Source organism: Microbispora sp. H10885 (genome assembly GCF_014161415.1).
GTDB classification, from domain to species: domain Bacteria; phylum Actinomycetota; class Actinomycetes; order Streptosporangiales; family Streptosporangiaceae; genus Microbispora; species Microbispora triticiradicis.
This window is the reverse complement of sequence record NZ_JABBWY010000007.1, coordinates 55,890-75,968: the sequence shown is the minus strand read 5'-3', so window position 1 is coordinate 75,968 and position 20,079 is coordinate 55,890. Positions and strand designations below refer to the sequence as shown.

20 protein-coding genes are annotated in these 20,079 nt (G+C 72.9%); 6 read left to right on the top strand and 14 right to left on the bottom strand.

The genetic code is table 11. The annotated features are described in order from the left end of the window. Positions 1-22: 22 nt before the first annotated feature. From truB to rimP, 8 genes are all read right to left on the bottom strand, one after another. Positions 23-910: a tRNA pseudouridine(55) synthase TruB gene (gene truB / locus HHX37_RS19400; RefSeq protein ID WP_111699760.1), complete on the bottom strand. Its 888-nt coding sequence runs from the start codon at positions 908-910 to the stop codon at positions 23-25. After that, a complete protein-coding gene (locus tag HHX37_RS19395) occupies positions 907-1,953 on the bottom strand; it encodes a DHH family phosphoesterase (protein WP_182886311.1) in 1,047 nt (348 codons plus the stop codon). Before HHX37_RS19395 ends, truB begins: the two co-directional genes overlap by 4 nt. After that, on the bottom strand, positions 1,950-2,444 hold the full coding sequence (gene rbfA / locus HHX37_RS19390) for a 30S ribosome-binding factor RbfA (protein ID WP_138461450.1): 495 nt from the start codon (positions 2,442-2,444) through the stop codon (positions 1,950-1,952). Before rbfA ends, HHX37_RS19395 begins: the two co-directional genes overlap by 4 nt. Before the next feature lie 47 nt (positions 2,445-2,491). Next, positions 2,492-2,791, bottom strand: coding sequence for a DUF503 domain-containing protein (locus HHX37_RS19385; RefSeq protein ID WP_165900587.1), 300 nt, complete (start codon positions 2,789-2,791; stop codon positions 2,492-2,494). A gap of 70 nt (positions 2,792-2,861) precedes the next feature. Continuing rightward, on the bottom strand, positions 2,862-5,972 hold the full coding sequence (gene infB / locus HHX37_RS19380) for a translation initiation factor IF-2 (RefSeq protein ID WP_182886310.1): 3,111 nt from the start codon (positions 5,970-5,972) through the stop codon (positions 2,862-2,864). Between the two features lie 187 nt (positions 5,973-6,159). Next, positions 6,160-6,462, bottom strand: coding sequence for a YlxR family protein (locus HHX37_RS19375; RefSeq protein ID WP_182886309.1), 303 nt, complete (start codon positions 6,460-6,462; stop codon positions 6,160-6,162). Beyond that, on the bottom strand, positions 6,446-7,435 hold the full coding sequence (nusA, locus tag HHX37_RS19370) for a transcription termination factor NusA (RefSeq protein ID WP_204287092.1): 990 nt from the start codon (positions 7,433-7,435) through the stop codon (positions 6,446-6,448). The genes HHX37_RS19375 and nusA overlap by 17 nt, the downstream gene beginning before the upstream one ends. 23 nt (positions 7,436-7,458) lie before the next feature. Continuing rightward, positions 7,459-8,019, bottom strand: coding sequence for a ribosome maturation factor RimP (gene rimP, locus HHX37_RS19365; RefSeq protein WP_182874855.1), 561 nt, complete (start codon positions 8,017-8,019; stop codon positions 7,459-7,461). 160 nt (positions 8,020-8,179) lie between these two features. Between rimP and HHX37_RS19360 the strand changes: the two genes are divergently transcribed. After that, positions 8,180-8,713, top strand: coding sequence for a hypothetical protein (locus tag HHX37_RS19360; protein WP_182886308.1), 534 nt, complete (start codon positions 8,180-8,182; stop codon positions 8,711-8,713). Continuing rightward, positions 8,706-9,287, top strand: coding sequence for a ferritin-like domain-containing protein (locus HHX37_RS19355; protein ID WP_310740448.1), 582 nt, complete (start codon positions 8,706-8,708; stop codon positions 9,285-9,287). The genes HHX37_RS19360 and HHX37_RS19355 overlap by 8 nt, the downstream gene beginning before the upstream one ends. Positions 9,288-9,330: 43 nt before the next feature. On the opposite strand, the gene HHX37_RS19350 is transcribed toward HHX37_RS19355, so the two are convergent. Together HHX37_RS19350 and HHX37_RS19345 are read right to left on the bottom strand one after the other, a co-directional pair. Beyond that, positions 9,331-11,085, bottom strand: a complete 1,755-nt coding sequence (locus HHX37_RS19350; protein WP_182886306.1) for a proline--tRNA ligase — start codon at positions 11,083-11,085, stop codon at positions 9,331-9,333. 176 nt (positions 11,086-11,261) lie between these two features. Beyond that, positions 11,262-11,747, bottom strand: a complete 486-nt coding sequence (locus HHX37_RS19345) for a hypothetical protein (protein WP_259402406.1) — start codon at positions 11,745-11,747, stop codon at positions 11,262-11,264. A gap of 224 nt (positions 11,748-11,971) precedes the next feature. Between HHX37_RS19345 and HHX37_RS19340 the strand changes: the two genes are divergently transcribed. Further along, a complete protein-coding gene (locus HHX37_RS19340) occupies positions 11,972-13,294 on the top strand; it encodes an FAD-dependent oxidoreductase (RefSeq protein ID WP_182886305.1) in 1,323 nt (440 codons plus the stop codon). Between the two features lie 31 nt (positions 13,295-13,325). Here HHX37_RS19340 and HHX37_RS19335 read toward each other — a convergent pair whose 3' ends face one another. Further along, positions 13,326-13,976 (bottom strand): NYN domain-containing protein, encoded by a 651-nt coding sequence (locus HHX37_RS19335; protein WP_182886304.1) that lies wholly within the window; start codon positions 13,974-13,976, stop codon positions 13,326-13,328. Positions 13,977-14,157: 181 nt separating this feature from the next. Between HHX37_RS19335 and HHX37_RS19330 the strand changes: the two genes are divergently transcribed. Then, positions 14,158-15,339, top strand: coding sequence for a DUF6986 family protein (locus tag HHX37_RS19330; RefSeq protein WP_182874861.1), 1,182 nt, complete (start codon positions 14,158-14,160; stop codon positions 15,337-15,339). 92 nt (positions 15,340-15,431) lie between these two features. Next, complete coding sequence (locus HHX37_RS19325) at positions 15,432-17,018, top strand: SAM-dependent methyltransferase (RefSeq protein ID WP_182886303.1); 1,587 nt, start codon at positions 15,432-15,434, stop codon at positions 17,016-17,018. Between the two features lie 12 nt (positions 17,019-17,030). On the opposite strand, the gene HHX37_RS19320 is transcribed toward HHX37_RS19325, so the two are convergent. The 3 genes from HHX37_RS19320 to HHX37_RS19310 all read right to left on the bottom strand — a co-directional run bounded on the left by HHX37_RS19320 (position 17,031) and on the right by HHX37_RS19310 (position 19,549). Then, positions 17,031-17,711 carry a copper homeostasis protein CutC gene (locus tag HHX37_RS19320; protein ID WP_117410490.1) on the bottom strand — a complete coding sequence of 227 codons (681 nt, stop codon included), beginning with the start codon at positions 17,709-17,711 and terminating at the stop codon, positions 17,031-17,033. Between the two features lie 51 nt (positions 17,712-17,762). Then, positions 17,763-18,488: a GNAT family N-acetyltransferase gene (locus HHX37_RS19315; RefSeq protein ID WP_182879419.1), complete on the bottom strand. Its 726-nt coding sequence runs from the start codon at positions 18,486-18,488 to the stop codon at positions 17,763-17,765. Between the two features lie 308 nt (positions 18,489-18,796). After that, positions 18,797-19,549, bottom strand: coding sequence for a GntR family transcriptional regulator (locus HHX37_RS19310; RefSeq protein WP_182886302.1), 753 nt, complete (start codon positions 19,547-19,549; stop codon positions 18,797-18,799). A 199-nt stretch (positions 19,550-19,748) separates the two neighbouring features. Here HHX37_RS19310 and HHX37_RS19305 point away from each other — a divergent pair, with 199 nt between their 5' ends. Further along, entirely contained in the window at positions 19,749-20,006 is a 258-nt protein-coding gene (locus HHX37_RS19305) for a hypothetical protein (protein WP_133306211.1), read from the top strand. The last annotated feature ends 73 nt before the right edge of the window (positions 20,007-20,079 follow it).

Below are 20,079 nucleotides of genomic sequence, written 5' to 3'. Positions count from 1 at the left end.
CGCGCGGGAACCAGCCCCGGTATCAGGAGACGAAGACCACCAGGGGCCGGGCCGCCCCGTCACGCTCCTCGGCCAGCGCCAGCAGCGCGCCGTCCGGCCCGAACACGCCGACCGGGCCCGGCCCGAGACCCGCCGCGCGCAGCCGCCCGCCGTGCGCGACCAGCCGCGCCTCCTCCTCCGCCACGTCCCGCCGGGGGAAGGCCGCCGCCACCGCGTCGGCCATCGGCATGATCACGCACTCGCGGGCCAGGTCCTCGATCGTGCGGGCCGACTCGATGCCGTACGGGCCGACCCGGGTGCGGCGCAGCCGGGTGAGATGGCCGCCGACGCCGAGCGACGCGCCGAGGTCGCGGGCCAGCGCCCGGATGTAGGTGCCGCTGGAACACGTGACGACCGCGTCCAGGTCCACCGTCTCCGGGGTCCGCCTGATCTCCCCGATCTCGAAGGCGCGCACCGTGACCGGCCGGGCGGCCAGGGCGACCTCCTCCCCCGCCCGGGCCCGCTTGTAGGCCCGCTCCCCGTCCACCTTGATGGCGCTCACCTGCGGCGGCACCTGCATGATCTCGCCGGTGAGCGCGGCGACGCCCGCACGGATGTCCTCGTCGGTGACATGGCCGGCGGGAGTGGTGGCGGTCACCTCGCCCTCGGCGTCGTCGGTGTTGGTCGAGGCCCCGAGGCGGATCGTCGCCTCGTACACCTTCTCGGTCAGCGCGAGGTGCCCGAGGAGGCGGGTCGCCTTCTCCACGCCGATGACCAGCACGCCGGTCGCCATCGGGTCGAGCGTGCCGGCGTGGCCGACCTTGCGGGTGCCGGCGATGCCGCGCATCTTGCCCACGACGTCGTGGGACGTCCAGTCCGCGGGCTTGTCCACGATGATCAGCCCGCTCGGCGGCGGGGTCCTTCTTGTCACGGCTCGGTCCTGTGCGGGTGAGGAGGGGGCGGGTGAGGAGGGGGCGGGGTGAGGAGGGGGCGCAGCGCGGCCATCGTGTCCGCCACGGCCAGCGCCGAGGAGAACCCCGCGGCCCGCGCGTGCCCGCCGCCGCCGAGGGCGGCACAGGCACGGGCCACGTCGACCACGCCCTTGGACCGCGTCGAGACGTTCCAGCCGCCGGCGTCGTCCTCCTTGAGCACGACCGCGACCTCCGCCTCGTCGACCCGGCGCACGACGTCGATCACGCCCTCCACCTCGTCGTACGGCAGGCCCTGGGCGGCGCGGTCGGCGCGGGTCACGTAGGTCCACACCAGCCCGTGGCCGCCCGCGGCATCCGGCTCCAGCGTGGCCCGTCCGAGCGCCGCGCCCAGCACCGGCAGGTACGCGTACGGCGACCGGTCCCACAGCTCCCTGGCGAGCTCCTCCGGGCGGAGCCCGGTCTCCAGCAGCCGGCCCGCCATGGCGTGGGCGGCCGGCGTGGTGACGGAGTGCCGGAACGAGCCGGTGTCGGTCACCAGTCCCGCGTACAGGCAGGTGGCGACGGATCGGTCCACCGGCAGCCCGAGCCGGTGGATCAGTTCCTCGGCCACCATCGTGGTGGAGGCGGCCGAAGGATCCACCAGGTGGACCGTCCCGAACCTGGTGTTCGACACGTGGTGGTCGATCACGAGCAGCTCCCCGGCCTTGCCCGCGTGCGGCGCGAGCAGGCCCAGCCGCTCCATCGTGGACGCGTCGAAAGTGATCATCAGCTCCGGCTCGGCGGGGTAGGCCGCGGGCTCCACGAGCAGGTCCTGGCCGGGCAGGAACCGCAGCAGCCGGGGCACCTCGAACACCCGGTCGCCGAAGGACGCCACGACCTTCTTCCCCGACCGCGCCAGCGCCAGCCCGAGGCCCAGCATCGAGCCCAGGGCGTCCCCGTCCGGGGAGACGTGGCAGGCCAGCGCCAGTGTGCCGGCGCCTTCGACGAGGTCGGCCGCCCGCCGCCAGTCCGGCTCGCCGATCGCGGGCTCGGTCGCGGTCACCGGGCGGGGCGTCCCGCGCGGTCGCTGGGCTCCTCCTCGCCCTCCTCGACCGCCTCGTCCGGCTCGGCGTCGAGGTCGTCCTCGAAGCGGTAGGGGTCGGCCTCCCCGGCGAACTCCGCGCTCTCGGCCTGCTTGGCGACCTCGGCGTCCTTGGCCCTGGCCAGCGCGAACAGGTCGTCCATGTGGCGGGCGTTGTCGGGGAGCGGGTCGTGCACGAACGAGAGGGTGGGGGTGTGCCGCAGCCCGGTCTGCCGGCCGACCTCGGAGCGGATGATGCCCTTGGCGCTCTCCAGCGCGGCGGCCGAATCGGCCCGCTCCGCCTCAGAACCGAAGACGGTGTAGAAGACGGTCGCGTCGCTCAGGTCCGCGGTGACCCGGGTGTCGGTCACCGTCACGAAACCCAGCCGCGGATCCTTGATCCGCCGCTCCAGCATCTCCGCCACCACCTGCTGGATGCGGTCGGCCAGCTTTCTGGCACGCGCTGCGTCCATGCTCACGCTCCCTCGTATCTGTACGGCTGACGCGGGGGCCCGGCCGTCTATTCCTCGTGGTCGTTGAAGAGCCGCCGCCGCGCGGACAGCAGCTCGATCTCGGGGTGGTAGGCGACTACCCGCTCACAGGCGTCCAGCACCTCGTCGCAGTTGGCCGCCGACTCCGACACCACGGCCACGCCGATCTCGGCGCGCCGGTGCAGGTCGAGATGCCCCGCCTCGGCCACGGCGACGGCGGGGTAACGCCGCCGGATCTCGGCGATGATCGGCCGGACCACGGAGCGCTTCTGCTTCAGCGAGCGGACGTCGCCGAGCAGGACGTCAAGAGTAAGTGCACCGATGAACATGTGTGTCTCACCACGGTGAAGACGACCGACCGCCGCCCCCGCACGTGTGCGGGGGCGGCGGCCCGGTGCGTCAGACGCGCGGCTTCTCCTGCATCTCGAACGTCTCGATGACGTCCTCGACCTTGATGTCGTTGTAACCGACACCGATACCGCACTCGAAGCCCTCGCGGACCTCGGTCGCGTCGTCCTTGAAGCGGCGCAGCGACGAGACGGTGAGGTTGTCGGCCACCACGACGCCGTCGCGGATGAGCCGTGCCTTGCTGTTGCGGGTGATCACGCCCGTACGGACGATCGAACCGGCGACGTTGCCGATCTTCGGAACCTTGAAGACCTCGCGGACCTCGGCCGTGCCGGTCCTGACCTCTTCGAACTCCGGCTTGAGCATGCCCTTGAGGGCCGCCTCGATCTCCTCGATCGCCTGGTAGATGACCGAGTAGTACCGGATGTCGACGCCCTCGCGCTCGGCGAGGTCGCGCGCCCGGACCTCGGGCCGCACGTTGAAGCCGATGATTACCGCGTTGTCGTCGGCGATCGCGAGGTTGACGTCGTACTCCGTGATGGCACCGACGGCGCGGTGCAGCACGCGGAGCTTGACCTCCTCGCCCACGTCGATCTTGAGCAGCGCGTCCTCCAGGGCCTCGACGGAACCGGAGACGTCACCCTTGATGATGAGCTTGAGCTCGTCGACCTGGCCCTTCTCGAGGTCCTTGAACAGTTCCTCGAGAGTACGCCGGCGGCCGGACCTGGCCATGTCGGCGATGCGCTGCCGGGCCGCCCGCTGCTGGGCGATCTGACGGGCCATCCGGTCGTCGCCGACGACGATGAAGTTGTCGCCCGCGCGCGGGACGGCGGTCAGACCGAGGACCAGGACCGGACGCGAGGGGTCGGCCTCGTCGACCGTCTCCCCGTTGTCGTCCAGCATCGCCCGGACGCGGCCGAACGCCTCGCCACAGACGATCGAGTCGCCCACCCGCAGCGTGCCGCGCTGCACGAGCACGGTCGCCACGGGGCCGCGGCCCTTGTCGAGGTGCGCCTCGATGGCCAGGCCCTGGGCGTCCATGTCCGGGTTCGCCCGCAGGTCGAGCTCGGCGTCCGCGGTCAGCAGGATGGCCTCCAGCAGGCCGTCGATGCCGATGCCCTGCTTGGCGGAGATGTCCACGAAGAGCGTGGAACCACCGAACTCCTCGGCCACCAGGCCGTACTCGGTGAGCTGGGCCCGCACCTTGGTCGGGTCCGCGCCCTCCTTGTCGATCTTGTTGACCGCCACCACGATCGGCACGTCCGCCGCCTGGGCGTGGTTCAGCGCCTCGATCGTCTGCGGCTTCACACCGTCGTCGGCCGCGACCACCAGCACCGCGATGTCGGTGGCCTGCGCACCACGGGCACGCATGGCGGTGAACGCCTCGTGACCCGGGGTGTCGATGAAGGTGATCTTCCGCGGCTCGCCCTCGTGGGTGGTACCCACCTGGTAGGCGCCGATGTGCTGCGTGATGCCGCCGGCCTCGCGGGCCACCACGTTGGTGTGGCGGATCGCGTCGAGCAGCTTCGTCTTACCGTGGTCGACATGACCCATGACGGTCACGACCGGCGGGCGCGGCGCGAGGTCGCCCTCGTCACCCTCGTCCTCACCGAACTCGATCTTGAAGGACTCGAGGAGCTCGCGGTCCTCCTCCTCCGGGCTGACGACCTGGACGTCGTAGTCCAGCTCGGCGCCCAGAAGCTGGAGCGTCTCCTCGCTGACCGACTGGGTCGCGGTCACCATCTCGCCGAGGTGCAGCATGATCTGCACGAGCGAGGCCGGGTTCGCACCGATCCGGTCGGCGAAGTCCGCCAGGGACGCACCTCTCGGCAGGCGGATCGTCTGCCCGCCGCCACGTGTGACCTGCACGCCGCCGATCGCCGGGGCCTGCATGTTGTCGAACTCCTGGCGCCTCTGGCGCTTGGACTTGCGGCCACGGGTCGGACGGCCTCCCGGACGCCCGAACGCGCCCGCCGTGCCACCGCCGCGGCCACGGCCGCCGCCGCCGCCGGGACGACCGGCGAAGCCGCCGCCGCCACCGCCGCCACCGGGACCACCGCCCGGCCCGCCGGGACGACCGGTCGTGGCACCGGGACGCGGGCCGCCGAAGCCGCCGCCACCCGGACGACCGCCGCCGCCACCCGGACGGCCACCGCCGCCACCGGGACCGGGACGACCGCCGCCGCCACCGGGACGCGGGCCTCCGCCGCCCGGCCCGGCCGGACGGCCCTGGGGCATCATCATCGGGTTCGGACGCGGACCACCGGGACGCGGACCGCCGGCGCCGGGACCCGGGCGAGGACCGCCCATGCCCGGACCGGGACGCGGACCCCCGGGGCCGGGACGCGGACCACCCGCGCCCGGAGCGCCGGAACGCGCGGCGGGCGGACGCGGCATGGCGCCGTCACGGCCGCCGTCACGGCGCGGCTCACGAGGAGCGCCGTCCCCACGGTCGGGACGGTCGCCTCGGTCGGGACGTCCGCCGTCGCGGCCGCCGGGCCGCGCGGGACGCTGGCCCATGCCGCTGGCGGTCGAGGAGAACGGGTTGTTGCCCGGACGCGGGCCGCGCGGGCCAGGCTTGGGCCCACCCGGACGCGGGGCGCCGCCGCTCGGCGCACCGGAACCGGCGGGCGCGCCACCCGGGCGCGGCGCCGGCGCGGGCCTCGGGCCCGGCTTGGGCGCTCCGGCGCCACCCGGCCTCTGACCTGAGGCCGGGCCTGAGGCCGCGGGACGCGAGACGTCCGGACGGGGCCCCTGCGGACGGGCCGCCTCGGGGCGCGTCTCGGGGCGCGCCGCCTCCGGCTGGGAAACCGGCGGGTGCGGCATCGGAACCGGACGCGGAGCGGGTCGCGGACCCGGCTTCGGGCCCGGCCTCGCGACCGTGTCGCCGGACTGGGAAACGGGCGCCTGCGGGGCGCCCCCGTTGACCTGGCTCTCTGAAGCCGGCCTGGGCGCAGGCTTCGGCTGCGCCGGACGGGCGGGCCTACCCCCGCCCCTGGAGGCGTCACCCTTGAACGCCTCGGTCAGTTTGCGGACGACCGGCGCCTCTATCGTCGAGGACGCCGACCTCACGAACTCGCCCATTTCGGTGAGCTTGGCCATGACGACCTTGCTCTCTACCCCGAACTCCTTGGCGAGCTCGTATACCCGGACCTTCGCCACTGCACTCCCTAACTCGGCCCGGGAGGCTAGCAGTGCCGCCGGACCGTCGCTACCTGTACGTACTCATCGCCGCGTGCTCATCAGGCGCTCATAGCAATCTGACTCCGCCCATCAACTCGGCGTCCTACATGACAATTACGTCGTGCCCTGATTCCCGGAGCCGATACCGGGGACCAGCGGTAACCATTCACCCGGACCGCCCCGGCGTCAACCCCTCCAGGTGATCCCGCAAGAGCGACGTGTCAAGCGGCCCCTGCGCGCGAAACGCGCGAGGGAACACCCGCCGACGCTCGGCGAGCTCCAGACAGCGTGGGGACGGGTGCATCGAGGCACCACGTCCCGGGAGCCGTCCTCGCACGTCGGGGACGATGACGTCCTCGACCACGACCAGGCGGAGCAACTCGGACTTTACCGTGCGAACCCGGCAGCCCACACACGTTCTCAGCGGGACTGCCCGGCAACCGTATTCCAGCTTACCTCGCCGACGCATCGGCGGGATCAGCAGGGGCCTGCTCGGTGTCCGGCCGGATGTCGATCCGCCAGCCGGTCAGCCGGTTGGCGAGGCGGGCGTTCTGCCCTTCCTTGCCGATGGCCAGGGACAACTGGTAGTCGGGCACGATGACGCGCGCCATGCGGCCATCGGCGTCGACCACCTCGACACGGGAAACACGCGCGGGAGACAGGGCATTCCCGACGAACTCGGCCGGATCCTCGGACCAGTCGATGATGTCGATCTTCTCGCCGTGCAGCTCCGTCATCACGTTGCGCACCCGCGACCCCATCGGGCCGATGCACGCGCCCTTGGCGTTGACGCCCGGCTTGCGCGACCGTACGGCGATCTTGGTGCGGTGGCCCGCCTCCCGGGCGATGGCCGCGATCTCCACCGTGCCGTCGGCGATCTCCGGGACCTCCAGCGCGAAGAGCTTCTTCACCAGGTTGGGGTGGGTGCGCGAAAGGGTGACCGACGGGCCCTTCGGGCCCTTCTTCACCTGGACGACGTAGCAGCGGATGCGCTCGCCGTGCGCGTACTCCTCACCGGGGACCTGCTCGTTGTGCGGGAGGATCGCCTCGATCTTGCCGAGGTCGACCAGCACCACCCGCGGATCCTTGCCCTGCTGAATGACGCCCGCCACCAGCTCGCCCTCGCGGCTCGCGAACTCACCGAAGTTGATCTCGTCCTCGGCGTCCCTGAGCTGCTGCAGGATCACCTGCTTGGCCGTGGTGGCGGCGATCCGGCTGAAGTTGGACGGGGTGTCGTCGTACTCGCGCACGACGTCGCCGTTCTCGCCCAGCTCGGCCGCCCAGATCACCACGTGGCCCGTGTCGCGGTCCAGCTCGGCGCGCGCCTTCTGCGCCGCGCCCTCGGTCCTGAAGTACGCGATCAGCAGCGCGTCCTCGATCGCCTTGACGACCAGGTCGAAGGAGATGTCCTTCTCCCGCTCCAGGCTGCGCAGGACGCTCATGTCAATGTCCACAAGGCTCCCCCCTAGCCCTCGTCGCCGGTGCCGGCGGCGTCGGCGATGTCCTCGTCGACATCGAGGTCCTCGTCACGTTCGTCATCAAGTTCGTCGTCGAGTTCGTCTTCGAGACCGGCGTCGCGCCGGTTGAACTCGACCTGCACACGGCCGCGCACCAGCTCGCCGTAGGCGATGTCGCGCGCGCCGTCCAGCTCCACACCGGACTCGTCCGCGCCGGTCACGCGGCCCTCCACCGAGGTGCCGTCACGCAGCTCCGCCCGCACCAGCCGCCCCTGCGCCCGGCGCCAGTGGCGCGGCTCGGTGAGCGGCCGGTCCACGCCGGGGGAGGTGACCTCCAGGACGTACGCGCTGCCGCCGAGCACATCAACCTCGTCGAGCCGCTTGGAGACGGACTGGCTCACGTCGGCCACGTCGTCCAGGCTCACGCCGCCGTCCCGGTCCACCACCACGCGCACCAGACGCCGGCGGCCCGCCGGCGTGACCGTCACGTCCTCCAGGTCGAACCCTTCGGCGGCGACCACCGGGCCGAGCAGTTCGACCAGGCGGCCGCGTCGAGCATCGCTGCCCATGCCGACCTCCCTATGACCGTGTAACTCGCCCGATGTGCCAACAGCCTATCGACACCGGGAGGTGGAAACTGCGCCACACCCGGGCGACGATCCGACACGCACACGATCATCACGGTCACGGGCGGGGACCAGTGGGCGGCGCGCCGTACGATGCTGTCTCGTGGAGGACGGCGGCGGGGCACGGGTGACCAGACGCGCGTTGCTGGGCGTCGCCGCCGCGGCGGGCCTGGCCGCCGCGGGAGGCTGTTCGAGCGGCCCGGGCAAGCCCGCCGCGCCACCCCCTCCGGACCCGCAGACCGTGCTGATCGGCGAGCTGATCGCGGACAAGGAGCGGCTGGTGTCGCTGTACGGGCGCGCGGTCGCCGCCCTGCCCGGCCGGGCCGCCGCGCTGGAGCCGTTCCGGCAGCGGCACGCGGCTCACGCGCGGGCGCTGCGCGCGCTGCTGCCCGCCGGGAACGCTCCGACGACCCCGGCCCCGTCGTCCTCCGGATCGCCGGCCGCGGCGCCGTCCGGGTCGCCCTCCGACGGCTCGCCCGAGGTCTCCGTAGAAGCGCTGAGGGACGCCGAACGGACCGCGGCGGCGGCGCGTCCCGGGCAGACCGCCACGGCCTCGCCCGCCCTCGCCCAGCTTCTGGCCAGCATCGGCGCCTGCGAGGCCGTCCATGTCGTCGCCCTGGGGAGGCTGCGTGGCTGAACCCGCGACCCCGCCCGTCGTGAGCCCGGCCGCGGAGCCCTCCGTCGCCGCCCTCGGCCGGGCCCTGTCCGCCGAGTACGCCGCCGTGTACGCCTACGGAGTCGTCGGCGGGCGGACGAAGGGCGGGCTGCGCGCCCGGGCGACGGCGGCCTTCGACGCCCATCGGGCGCGGCGCGACCAGTTGCGCACCCTCATCACCCAGCGCGGCGGCACGCCCACCGAGCCGGGACCCTCCTACGGCCTCCCGTTCGAGGTGCGCACGCCGTCCGACGCGGTGCGCCTGGCGGTGCTCGTGGAGCAGCGGGTCGTCACCGCCTATCTGGAGCTCGCCGCCGACCGCGATCCCGCCCTGCGGCGGCTCGCCGCGCTGGCGGCGCAGGAGAGCGCGACGCGCGCGTACGGCTGGCAGCCGGAGATCGGCGCCTTCCCCGGCATGCCCGGCCGCGACGCCGGTCCCACTCAAGCCGGGCCACCCGACAGCGAACCGACCGGCGCCACCCAAACCGACACCACCCAAAGCGGCACCGCACAACCCGACGCAGAACTCCCCGACGCCACTCCCTCCGGGTCGTGATCGCCGGTAGGGCCGGGGCCCGGCCCTACCGGCTACCGGAAGATCACGCGGGAGAGGCGGGGAGGCAGGCGGCGAGGACGCGGTCGACGGCCTGGTCCAGCGGGATCTCCTCCTTGGTCCCGGCGACCCGGTCGCGCAGCTCCACCACACCCTGGGCCAGCCCACGGCCGACGATCAGGACGGTGGGCACGCCCAGCAGCTCGGAGTCCTTGAACTTGACGCCCGGCGACACGCCCTGACGGTCGTCCACCAGCACGCGCAGTCCCCGCGCCTCCAGGCTCTCGGCGAGCTCGCTGGCCACCTCGATCTGGTTCTCCTTGCCGGTGCCCACGATGTGCACGTCGGCGGGGGCCACCTCCCTGGGCCACACCAGGCCCAGCTCGTCGTGCCGCTGCTCGGCCAGCACCGCCACCGCCCGGGACACGCCGACGCCGTACGAGCCCATGGTGATGCGGATGGGCTTGCCGTCCGGCCCGAGCGCGTCGAGGTGGGCCGCGTCGGCGTACTTGCGGCCGAGCTGGAAGATGTGGCCGATCTCGATGCCGCGGTCGATGGACAGCGGGTGCGCGCAGCGGGGGCAGGAGTCGCCCGCACGCACCTCGGCGGCCTCGATCGTGCCGTCGGGCTGGAAGTCACGGCCCACGACCACGTGCGCGGCGTGCTTGCCCGGCTCGTTGGCGCCGGTCACCCAGGCCGAGCCGGCGACGACGCGGGGGTCGACCAGGTAGGTGATCCCGAGGTCCGCGAGCACCTGCGGGCCGATGTAGCCGCGCACCAGGCCCGGGTGGCGGGCGAAGTCCTCGGCCTCGAAGATCTCCGGCACGCCGGGCGCGAGCGCGGCCTCCAGGCGCTTGAAGTCCACCTCGCGGTCGCCGGGGACGCCGACGACCACGGTCCTGACCTCGTCCGAGCCCGGTGTGCGGACCTTGACGACGAGGTTCTTCAGCGTGTCCGCAGCGGTGACGCCCAGGCCGTACCGCTCGTTGACGTACGTCACCAGCGACTCGATCGTCGGCGTGCCGGGCGTGTCGAGGACCTCCATGGCCGGCTGCTCGGCCGTCACCGCGGGCGGTGCGGGCGTGACGACGGCTTCGGCGTTGGCCGCGTACCCGCAGTTGTGGCAGGCCACGAAGGTGTCCTCACCGGTGGCGCAGGGCGCGAGGAACTCCTCCGAGGCCGATCCGCCCATCGCGCCCGACATGGCGAAGCAGATCCGGTAGTCGATGCCGAGGCGGTCGAAGATGCGGATGTAGGCGTCGCGGTGCATCTCGTAGGACCGCTTCAGGCCGTCGTCGTCGAGGTCGAAGGAGTAGGAGTCCTTCATCACGAACTCCCGGCCCCGCAGGATGCCGGCCCGGGGACGCGCCTCGTCGCGGTACTTGGTCTGGATCTGGTACAGCGTCACCGGATAGTCCTTGTAGGAGGAGTACTCCCCCTTGACCATGTCGGTGAACATCTCCTCGTGGGTCGGCCCGAGGAGGTAGTCGGCGCCCTTGCGGTCCTTCAGGCGGAACAGCGTGTCGCCGTACTCGGTCCAGCGGCCCGTGGGCTCGTAGTAGTCGCGGGGCAGCAGCGCGGGGAACAGCACCTCCTGCGCGCCCATCCGGTCCATCTCCTCGCGGACCACCCGGGCGACGTTCTCCAGCACGATCTTGCCGAGGGGCAGCCAGGAGTAGATGCCGGGCGCGACCCGGCGGACGTAGCCGGCGCGGACGAGCAGCTTGTGGCTCGGCACTTCCGCGTCCGCCGGATCCTCACGCAGGGTGCGCAGGAACAGGGTCGACATACGCAGCAGCACGGCTACTCCTTGCTCGTGAGAGGTCTCCCGCCACGCCTCCTCCGGATCGCCGCGGCCGGAGACCCCGGCGCGGATCTCCTCGCGGACCCCCGGCGACGGCGTGGGAGACGAAGACGATGTGCTCCAAGGCTATCGACTCGGGGCACCCGCCGCCTCCCCTCCACGCGCGCCCCCGCTCAGCCGCCGAGAAGTTCCTCCCAGTGCTGGCGCGACCGCTCCCCGGCGCCCGCCGGGCCGTCCAGCACCGCCGACAGCCGCCACAGGCCCGGCCTGGACCGCAGCCGTTCCATCCCGAACGGGTCGATCGCCCGCAGCACGAAGGTCACCCCCATCACGTCGATCACGGCGGTCGACGCGGTCGCGGGACCGGCCGGGGCGGTCGGCGCGGCGTCGGGGCCCGGCTCGCCGATCCGCTCGACCAGCAGCGCCGCCACCTCCGCCGCCTGCGGGCCGTCGCGCCACTCGACCTGCCAGGAGTGGTCGGTGGTCCGCCACCAGGTGAGGTCGCGGCACGCCTCCAGTGTCTCCGCCTCGCCGGACAGCGCGGCCATGACCCGGCCCAGCGCCTCGTAGCGGCGGCCGTCGCCTGGATCGTTCCGCGGCCCCCGGACCGTGGCCGGCGAGGCCCCGGGCTCGTCCTGCCCCCCGCGCAGTCCCCTCATGTCAGGGAGGGTCCCACCGCCCGGCCGTCTCGTCCGCGGGTTTCCCCGTCTTTTAGCCCCAGAGCCCACGGGCATCACTCTGATCGCGGCCGCCGGGTCGCCGCAACCCCACGAATCATCACAACACGGATCACAGTCGGGTGCCTCGGCATGGCGTTCCGGTGACACGGCCGCCGCCGATGATAAAGAATCAAAGACAGAGACGCCGCCGCTGCCGGGAGGCCATGGTGACACTGCGCGTCGCGATCGTCGGGTCGGGCCCGGCCGGGATCTACACGGCCGAGGCACTGGTCAAACAGTCGCACGACCCCGTCGAGGTGGACGTGCTCGAACGCCTGCCGACGCCCTACGGGCTCGTGCGGTACGGCGTCGCGCCCGACCACACGTCGATCAAGTCGATCGCCGGGTACCTCCGGCGCGTCCTGGAGACGCCCGGGGTGCGCTTCCTCGGCGGTGTGGAACTCGGCGCGGACGTCTCGGCCGACGACCTGCTGTCCTGCTATGACGCCGTCGTCTACTGCACCGGCGCGATGGTCGACAGGCAGCTCGGCATCCCGGGCGAGGACCTGCCGGGCAGCGTCGCCGCGACCGACTTCGTCAACTGGTACTGCGGCCACCCCGACGTCCCGCCGGACACCTTCTCCCTGGACACCGAGGACGTCGTCGTCATCGGCGTCGGCAACGTCGCCGTGGACGTGGTCCGGATCATGGCCAAGACCGCCGACGAACTGCGTGGCACCGACGTGCCCGAGGAGGTGCTCGACCGGCTGGCCGCCTCGCGGGTCAGGCGCATCCACATGGTCGGCCGGCGCGGCCCGGAGCACGCCAAGTTCACCCTCAAGGAGCTGCGCGAGCTCGGCGAGTTGCTGAACGCCGACGTCCTGACCTTCCCCCACGAGATCGGGACCGCCGACCTGACCGACCTGTCCCGGCAGGTCAAGGGCAACGTGGACGTGCTGCGGTCGTGGTCGGAGCGCGAGCCGGCCGACCGGCCGCGCCGTCTGGAGGTGCGCTTCTGGCTGCGCCCGGTGGAGATCCTCGGGGTCTCCCGGGTCGAGGGCGTACGGCTGGAGCGGACCCGCCTGGAGGACGGGCGGGTCGTCGGGACCGGCGAGTTCGAGACGATCCCGGCGGACATGGTGATGCGCTCGGTCGGCTACCGGAGCGTCGCGCTGCCCGGGGTGCCCTTCGACGCGCGAGCGATGACGGTGCCCAACGTCGCCGGGAAGGTGACCGACCGGCAGTACGTCGCGGGCTGGCTGAAGCGGGGACCGACCGGGGTGATCGGGACCAACAAGTCCGACGCCGCGGAGACCGTGCGGACCCTGCTCGCCGAGGTGACGCCGGGGACCGCCACGGTCCGGCTGGACGACCTGCTCGCCGCGCGCGGCGTGCGCCCGGTGACGTACGAGGACTGGCTGGGGATCGAGGCCGCGGAGGCGGCGCTGGCGGAGAACCTCAAGCGGGGCGAGCGGGTGAAGCTGGTGGGCAGGGACGCCATGCTGGGCGCCTGCGGCCGTCTCGCGCGCGGGGGAACGCCCTCCTGAGCGCCCGTCGGGCGGCGTGGATCCGACGAGGTCAGTTCCAGTACCCCGGCCGGTGGTAGCGGGCGCCGTCGCGCCCGGGCACGAGGTCGGGCAGCTGCGACCGACGGATGATCGCTTCCCCGAGGGGGAACCATGCGTCGCTCGCCAGGCGCAGGCCGTCAGAACGGCGTCCGGGCGGGAACACGGCGACCACCCGGGTCTTGCCGCCCCGCCGGGCGTCCACCGACCGCACGGCCTCGATCGCCGCGCACAGGTCGCTGTCGGCCGACAGCAGCAGCACGACGTCGACGAGATCGAGCGCGACGTCGCCGACGATCGCGGCGGCGAGGGCGGCGTCGGACTGCTTCTCCTCGTACGTCCGCCAGGAGGCTCCGCAGATGCGGCAGGAGGCCCGCTGCTCCTGGAACCGTCCCAGCACCACCTCGACCCCCAGGGTCTCCAGGGCCGCCTGATAGGTCTGCTGCCGGGCGAGCGCTCGTGGCTCGCCCCGTACGGGAGCGGTGAAATAACGGATGGCGGTGAGCGTCTGGCCGGGCTTCAGCAACCGGCTCGCCAGCGCGTGCAGATCGAGCCAGAGGTAGCGCCGGCCGCGGAGGGAACGCAGCCCGTAGTAGAGGTTGAACCCGTCGACGTAGAGACCGACACGCACGGGTTGCGAAACGGGGTTGTCGCGCATCGCCATCACGCCCTAACATGGAGTCACCGCGCCCGGGGCTACGTCCCCGGGCTCTACGGCCCCCGGCAGGGGGCCGTTTCTTTTTTCGCTCGCTTGTTCGAGTAAGAGGATACCCAACTCTCCGTCGCCACGTGACGACGTTGCGTGATGAAGTCGCCCGTGCCGGGACTCTGCGAGGATCGTCCGCATGGAGACGACGCTGACCGGCCTGGACGGGCTGCTCGACGGCTTCGACCGCGTCTACCGCGACCAGCTCGCCCGTTACCCCGCGGGGCAGGAGCCGGCGTGGCAGCCGGTGCACACCGTGTACGTGCCGGCGGACCGGGTCACGGCGGAGGTCGTCCACGAATGGCGGCACGCCGCCGCCGACCTGCTCAACCGGCTGCTGTTCACGCCGGGCGAGCTGGCCGCGCTGTTCGGGCTGGACCTCGAACTGGCCCGGCCGGTGCACGAGCGGGTCCGCCGCAAGCTCCACAACGAGCCCATCGAGGACCTGCGGATCGACTTCGAGGACGGGTACGGCGTGCGCGCGCCGGAGGAGGAGGACCGGCACGCCGAGTCCGCCGCCGCGGCGGTGGCCGAGATGCACCGCGCGGGCACGCTGCCGCGCCGGTGGGGACTGCGGGTGAAGTCGTTCGCCGACGGCGACCCGCACCGCTCGGTCCGTACGCTCGACGGCTTCCTCACCGAGGTCGTACGGCGGGCCGGGCGGCTTCCGGACGGGTTCACGGTGACGTTCCCCAAGGTCCTCATGGAGGACTACCTCCGGCAGTTCGCCCGCTGCCTGGAGGCGCTGGAGCGCGCGCTGGCGCTGCCCTCCGGGACGCTGCGCTTCGAGATGCAGGTGGAGGCCCCGCAGACCGTGCTGTTCCTGCAGCGGTCGGCCGGCCTGGTGCCGTCGCTCGGCGGGCGGCTGGCGGCCGCGCACTTCGGGGTGTTCGACTACACCGCGGCGGTCGGGTTGCCCCCGGACGAGCAGCGGCTCGACCATCCCGCGTGCGATCACGCCAGGCACGTCATGCGGACCGCGCTCGCCGGCACGGGCGTCGAGCTGTCGGACGGCTCCCTCGCCGCGGCGCCGGCCTCGGACTCGGCCGCCGACGTGCACGCCCTGCTCCGCAGGCACTCGGCGCTGGTGGCGCACTCGCTGTCCCACGGCTTCCACCAGGGCTGGGACATGCATCCCTCCCATCTCGTCAGCCGCTTCACTACCGTCTACGCGTTCCATCTCGCCTGCTACGAGAAGTACGCCGACCGGGTGCACGCGTGGGAGGAGCGGCGGGCCGCGGCGGGCGGGGTGCTGGACGAGCCCGCCACCGTCCGGACGCTGGCCGCCGCGCTGGCCCGGGCCGACCAGGCCCTCGGCTGAGCCGCGCCCGTCTTTGCCATATCGGCAACGTTGTTTGGCGGTCCCGCCGATCATGTCGCATCGTGACCGGAGCGATGCGAGAGGAGATTCGGGTGGACGGGACATATGACGTGATCGTGATCGGCGGCGGCGCGGCCGGGCTCAGCGGCGCCCTGGCGCTGGCGCGGGCGAGACGGCCGGTGCTGGTGGTCGACGACGGGCGGCCGCGCAACGCGCCGGCCTCACATGTGCACAACTACCTCGGCAGGGAGGGCACGCCGCCCGGCGAGTTGCTGGCGGCCGGGCGCGCGGAGGTCGAGGCGTACGGCGGTGAGGTCACCGACGGCCGCGTGGCGAGGGCGGCGCGGGAGGACGACGGCCGTTTCCTCGTGACGCTCGACGACGGGCGTGCGCTCCGGGCGCGACGGCTGCTGCTCGCGACGGGGCTCGCGGACGAGCTTCCGGACGTGCCCGGTCTGGCCGGACGGTGGGGCCGCGACGTGCTGCACTGCCCCTACTGCCACGGCTGGGAGGTCCGCGACCGGCGGATCGGGGTGCTGGCCACCGGGCCGCACGCCGTCCATCAGGCCTGCCTGTGGCGGCAGTGGACCGACGACGTGGTCTTCCTGAACCATCACGCCGTGCCGCTGACGGAGGAGGACGCCGAGCGGCTCGCGGCGCGCCGGATCGCCGTCGCGGACGGGCCGGTCACGGCGGTGGAGGTCACCGGCGACGCGATCAGCGGAGTGCGCCTGGCCTCGGGCGACGTGATCGCGCTCGACGCGGTCGTCGTCGCGCCGCTGTTCACCGCCCGCGCCGAGGTGGCGCGGTCACTCGGGCTCACGCCGGTGGAGGTGGAGGTCCGCGGTCAGGTGGTCGGCAGCCGGATCCCCGCGGAGCCTACCGGGGCCACCGCCGTGCCCGGCGTCTGGGTGGCGGGCAACACGGCCGACGTGATGGCACAGGTGATCATGGCCGCCGCGGCGGGCCTGACCGCCGGCGCGGCGATCAACATGGACCTCGTCGCCGAGGAGACCGCGGAGGAGGTCGACGCCTACCGGCATCAGATGGGCACGATGTTCGAGGAGGCCGCCTGGGAGGAGCGCTACCGGTCCCGGCCGGCCGTCTGGAGCGGCCGCCCGAACCCGCAGCTCGTCGCCGAGGCGGCCGATCTGCCCCCGGGGCGGGCCCTCGACGTCGGCAGCGGTGAGGGCGCCGACTCCGTGTGGCTCGCCGAACGCGGCTGGCGGGTGACCGGGACGGACATCTCGGCCACCGCGCTGAAGCGGGCCGCCGCCCACGCCGCCGACGCCGGTCCCGAGGTCGCGGCCCGGATCGAGTGGCTCCACGCGGACCTGCGCGACCACCCGCTCCCCGAGGGGGCGTACGACCTGGTGTCGGCGCACTACATGCACCTGCCGGGCGAGACCCGGCGGGCGCTGTACGCCCGGCTGGCCGCCGCCGTTGCGCCGGGAGGCACCCTGCTGATCGTCGGGCACCACCCGCTCGACCTGCTGACCGTGCCCCACCGGCCGCACTTCCCGCAGGCGATGTTCACCGCCGAGGAGATCGCGGCCTCGCTCGACCCGGCCGCCTGGGAGGTGACGGCCGCCGAGGCGCGGCCGCGCACGGCGAAGGACCCGGAGGGGCACGAGATCACGATTCGGGACGCCGTCCTGGTCGCGCGCCGCCGCGCCTGACGGCGCCGGGGTTCAGAGCCGGTCCACGAGGCGGCGCCAGTGCCTGACCCGGCTGGGGTCGACGGGCTCCTGCCAGGAGCCCCGCACCGCGCCTCCCACGTGGAAGGCGCGGATGCCGTAGTCGAGCAGCGCCGGGACGTGCGCCTCGCGCAGGCCGCCGCCGGCGAGCACGAGCGAGGCGTCCCCCGCCTCCGCCCGGGTCCGCAGGACGTGCAGGCCGCTGCCGACTCCCTCGGGCGACCCCGACGTGAGGACGGTCGCCAGGTTCGGCAGCAGCCGTACGGCGCGCCACGCGGCCCGCACGTCGGCGGCGTGGTCCACCGCGCGGTGGAAGGTCCAGGGCAGCGGCGAGACGGCGTGGATGAGCGCCTGGGTCGCCTCCACGTCCACGGACCCGTCCTCGGAGAGGAATCCGAAGACGAACCCCGCCGCGCCGGCCTCGGTCAGTTCCTTCACGTCGCGGCGCAGCCGGTCGAGTTCCTCCGGGCTCACCGTGAACCCGGCGTCGCGGCGGAGCATGATCATCTGCGGCAGTCCGCACTCGCGGGCGATGGCCGCGACGAGGTCCGCCGAGGGGGTGAGCCCGCCCGAGCCCATGTCGGACACGACCTCCAGGCGGTCCGCCCCACCCTCCTCGGCGGCCACGGCGTCACGCAGATCGAGCGCGATCACTTCAAGGAGGGATCCCGTCATGATGTGAACAGTATCGGGTCCCTTTGCGGCGCCTCACGGCATCCGCCCTGTTCAGCACTCGATCAACTCGTTGTGTGCCGTGATGTCAAGAACGCGCAACTGCTGCGTCCCGTGGCCCCCGCGCGGGGCCGGCACCAGCGGAACGCGGCGCTCCGGCCGCCGCCGCTGCCCCGGCCGTGCCGGTTCGGCGTGCTCGGAACGGTCCCAGCCGGAGAGCACGGCGCAGGCGTCCCGCTCGAACAGCGCCCCCGAGGCGCGGTGCGGCAGGTCGACGGTGCGGACGTGCCGGAAGCCCGCCCCGCGGTAGTACGCCTGCAGCCGGGCGTTGTCCTTCGCGCAGTCGAGGCGCAGGTACGGCCGGCCCTGGACGGCGGCCCGCAGACCGGCCCAGTCGAGCAGCGTCTCCCCCAGGCCCTGGCCCGAGAAGGACCTGTGCACGGCCAGTTTGTGGACGTACAGCGCGTCGCCGGGCCGGTCCCGCGGCGTCCAGAACTCCGCATCGGCGTGACCGTCCACCGCGATCGTGGCGGCGGGCACGCGGGCGGCGCCCTCGACGGTCTCCGCGTCCTCTCCGGCGTCGAGCAGGTACATGACCCCCTCGCCGATCAGCGGGGCGATGCGCTCGGCGGGGAAGCCCGCGGCGGGCCACTGCCGTACGCCGAGACCGTTCAGCCAGCCGGCGGTGCGGGCCAGCAGGACGAGGACCCCCGGAAGGTCGGCGGGGGTGGCGCGACGCAGCGTGAGTTCCGTAACAAGATCCAGGGTGTTCGCAGGCATGCCTGATTCCTTTCGTGCCGAGGGGGATGATCTGATCACTCAGAGTGACGGCGAGACGCCGTACAGCGTCCGTCGCGGGGACGGCGAGGCCTCGCTAGGGCGCGCGGGTGCGGCGAGGCCAGCGGCGGGAGCGCCCCCGGGAGACGGCACGGTGATCGGAACGGTGATCGGAACAGCGATCGGGGCGGGAACCGGCACGGTAGTGATCGGCACGGCGGCCGGACGGGCCGGCGCACAGGAGGTGAGCGCCCCCCGGAGGAGGGCTCGGCCTGGGACGCCCGCTCAGGGGAGCGGGCGCCGGGGCCTCGTCAATGACGTTCCAGCTCGTATCGGATCAGATGTTTGTCCGCGGGCAGCACGGACACGGCGACGCGGACCGGGGTGTCGTCGGCGTCGTAGCCGACCCGGGTGTGGACGACGACCGGGGTGCCGGGCTCCAGCTGGAGCCGCGCCGACTCGTCGGAGGTGGGCATGCGGGCCGAGAGGTCGTCGACCACGCGGGTCTGCAGGTGCCCGAGCTCCTCCAGCACCCTGTTGGCTCCGCGGGTGATGTCCCCCGGCCGGGCGATCTCGGAGCCCCCCACGATCTCCAGGGGGAAGTACGAGTCCAGCGTGTTGAACGGCTGGGCGTCGACGAACCGCAGACGGCGGCGCACCACGGCCAGGGCGCCGTCGGCGAGGGCGAGGCGGGTCGCCACGTCCTCGGGCGGTTCGACGATCGACACCTCGATCCGCTGGTCGGCCGTACGGCCCTCGGACCGGACGGCGTGGACGAACGCGTCGAACCGCGGCTCTTCCTGGTCGTGCGCGAGGAACTCGTCCTGGGGCCGCATGAGGAGGGGACGGCGCTCGCGTACGAACGTTCCACGCCGGCGCATCCGCAGGATGAGACCCTCGTTCTCCAGCTCACCCAGCGCCAGCCGTACGGTGTTGCGGCTGACCCCGTGCGACTCCATGAGGTCGGTCTCGGTCGGGATCTGGTCCCCCGGCGCGAGTTCGCCCGCGTAGATGGCCCTGCGCACCTCGGCGGCCACCTGCTGATAGAGCGACGATCGTGCCATCTTTCCTCAATCCACCCTTTTGTTCCAACAAATCTAGAGGATCTCGGTCTAGCGGGAAACAACCCCTTGACCGGAGCCCTCCGGGCCGCGCATTATCCAAACGTTGGTACAAATCCATCCAATGGAGGTGGGGCAAGTGCTAGCGGTCCGTGCGGGCACGCCGTACTTGCCCTGGCGGGACCCCTGCGAGGCGACGCGGATGCTGCGCTACGCCTTGCATCGGCAGGGGTTCACCCACACCTACCAGAGCAACGGGAACGGCATGTCCGTGCTGTCGGTATCCACCGACCTGACGGTCTGGTGCAGGAACGGGTCGTTTGTGTGGCATGAGGATGACTTCCTCATCACGCATCCCTCCGACGACCCCGACGGCGCGACACGCCTGATCATGCGGCACCACCGCACGCCGGAGCGGCCGGACGACGACGGCCTCTCCCCAGAGACTCCGTGCGAATGAACGAGGTCTCGACCCCAACCCTCGCCGGGGTCGAGGCCTCGCGCCGGGGCGGAGCGCGTCCTGGCGGGTCCCC

Excerpts from the sequence above, each read along its gene's own strand:
- nusA (WP_204287092.1), bottom strand. The coding sequence starts at position 7,435 with ATGAGCGTCCTGCGCAGCCTGGAGCGGGAGAAGGACATCTCCTTCGAC.
- HHX37_RS19305 (WP_133306211.1), top strand. The coding sequence starts at position 19,749 with ATGCTGCGCTACGCCTTGCATCGGCAGGGGTTCACCCACACCTACCAG.
- HHX37_RS19340 (WP_182886305.1), top strand. The coding sequence starts at position 11,972 with ATGGTGACACTGCGCGTCGCGATCGTCGGGTCGGGCCCGGCCGGGATC.
- rimP (WP_182874855.1), bottom strand. The coding sequence starts at position 8,019 with ATGGGCAGCGATGCTCGACGCGGCCGCCTGGTCGAACTGCTCGGCCCG.
- rbfA (WP_138461450.1), bottom strand. The coding sequence starts at position 2,444 with ATGGACGCAGCGCGTGCCAGAAAGCTGGCCGACCGCATCCAGCAGGTG.
- HHX37_RS19330 (WP_182874861.1), top strand. The coding sequence starts at position 14,158 with ATGGAGACGACGCTGACCGGCCTGGACGGGCTGCTCGACGGCTTCGAC.
- HHX37_RS19345 (WP_259402406.1), bottom strand. The coding sequence starts at position 11,747 with ATGAGGGGACTGCGCGGGGGGCAGGACGAGCCCGGGGCCTCGCCGGCC.
- HHX37_RS19315 (WP_182879419.1), bottom strand. The coding sequence starts at position 18,488 with ATGCCTGCGAACACCCTGGATCTTGTTACGGAACTCACGCTGCGTCGC.
- HHX37_RS19375 (WP_182886309.1), bottom strand. The coding sequence starts at position 6,462 with ATGCGTCGGCGAGGTAAGCTGGAATACGGTTGCCGGGCAGTCCCGCTG.
- HHX37_RS19385 (WP_165900587.1), bottom strand. The coding sequence starts at position 2,791 with ATGTTCATCGGTGCACTTACTCTTGACGTCCTGCTCGGCGACGTCCGC.
- HHX37_RS19335 (WP_182886304.1), bottom strand. The coding sequence starts at position 13,976 with ATGGCGATGCGCGACAACCCCGTTTCGCAACCCGTGCGTGTCGGTCTC.
- HHX37_RS19320 (WP_117410490.1), bottom strand. The coding sequence starts at position 17,711 with ATGACGGGATCCCTCCTTGAAGTGATCGCGCTCGATCTGCGTGACGCC.
- HHX37_RS19310 (WP_182886302.1), bottom strand. The coding sequence starts at position 19,549 with ATGGCACGATCGTCGCTCTATCAGCAGGTGGCCGCCGAGGTGCGCAGG.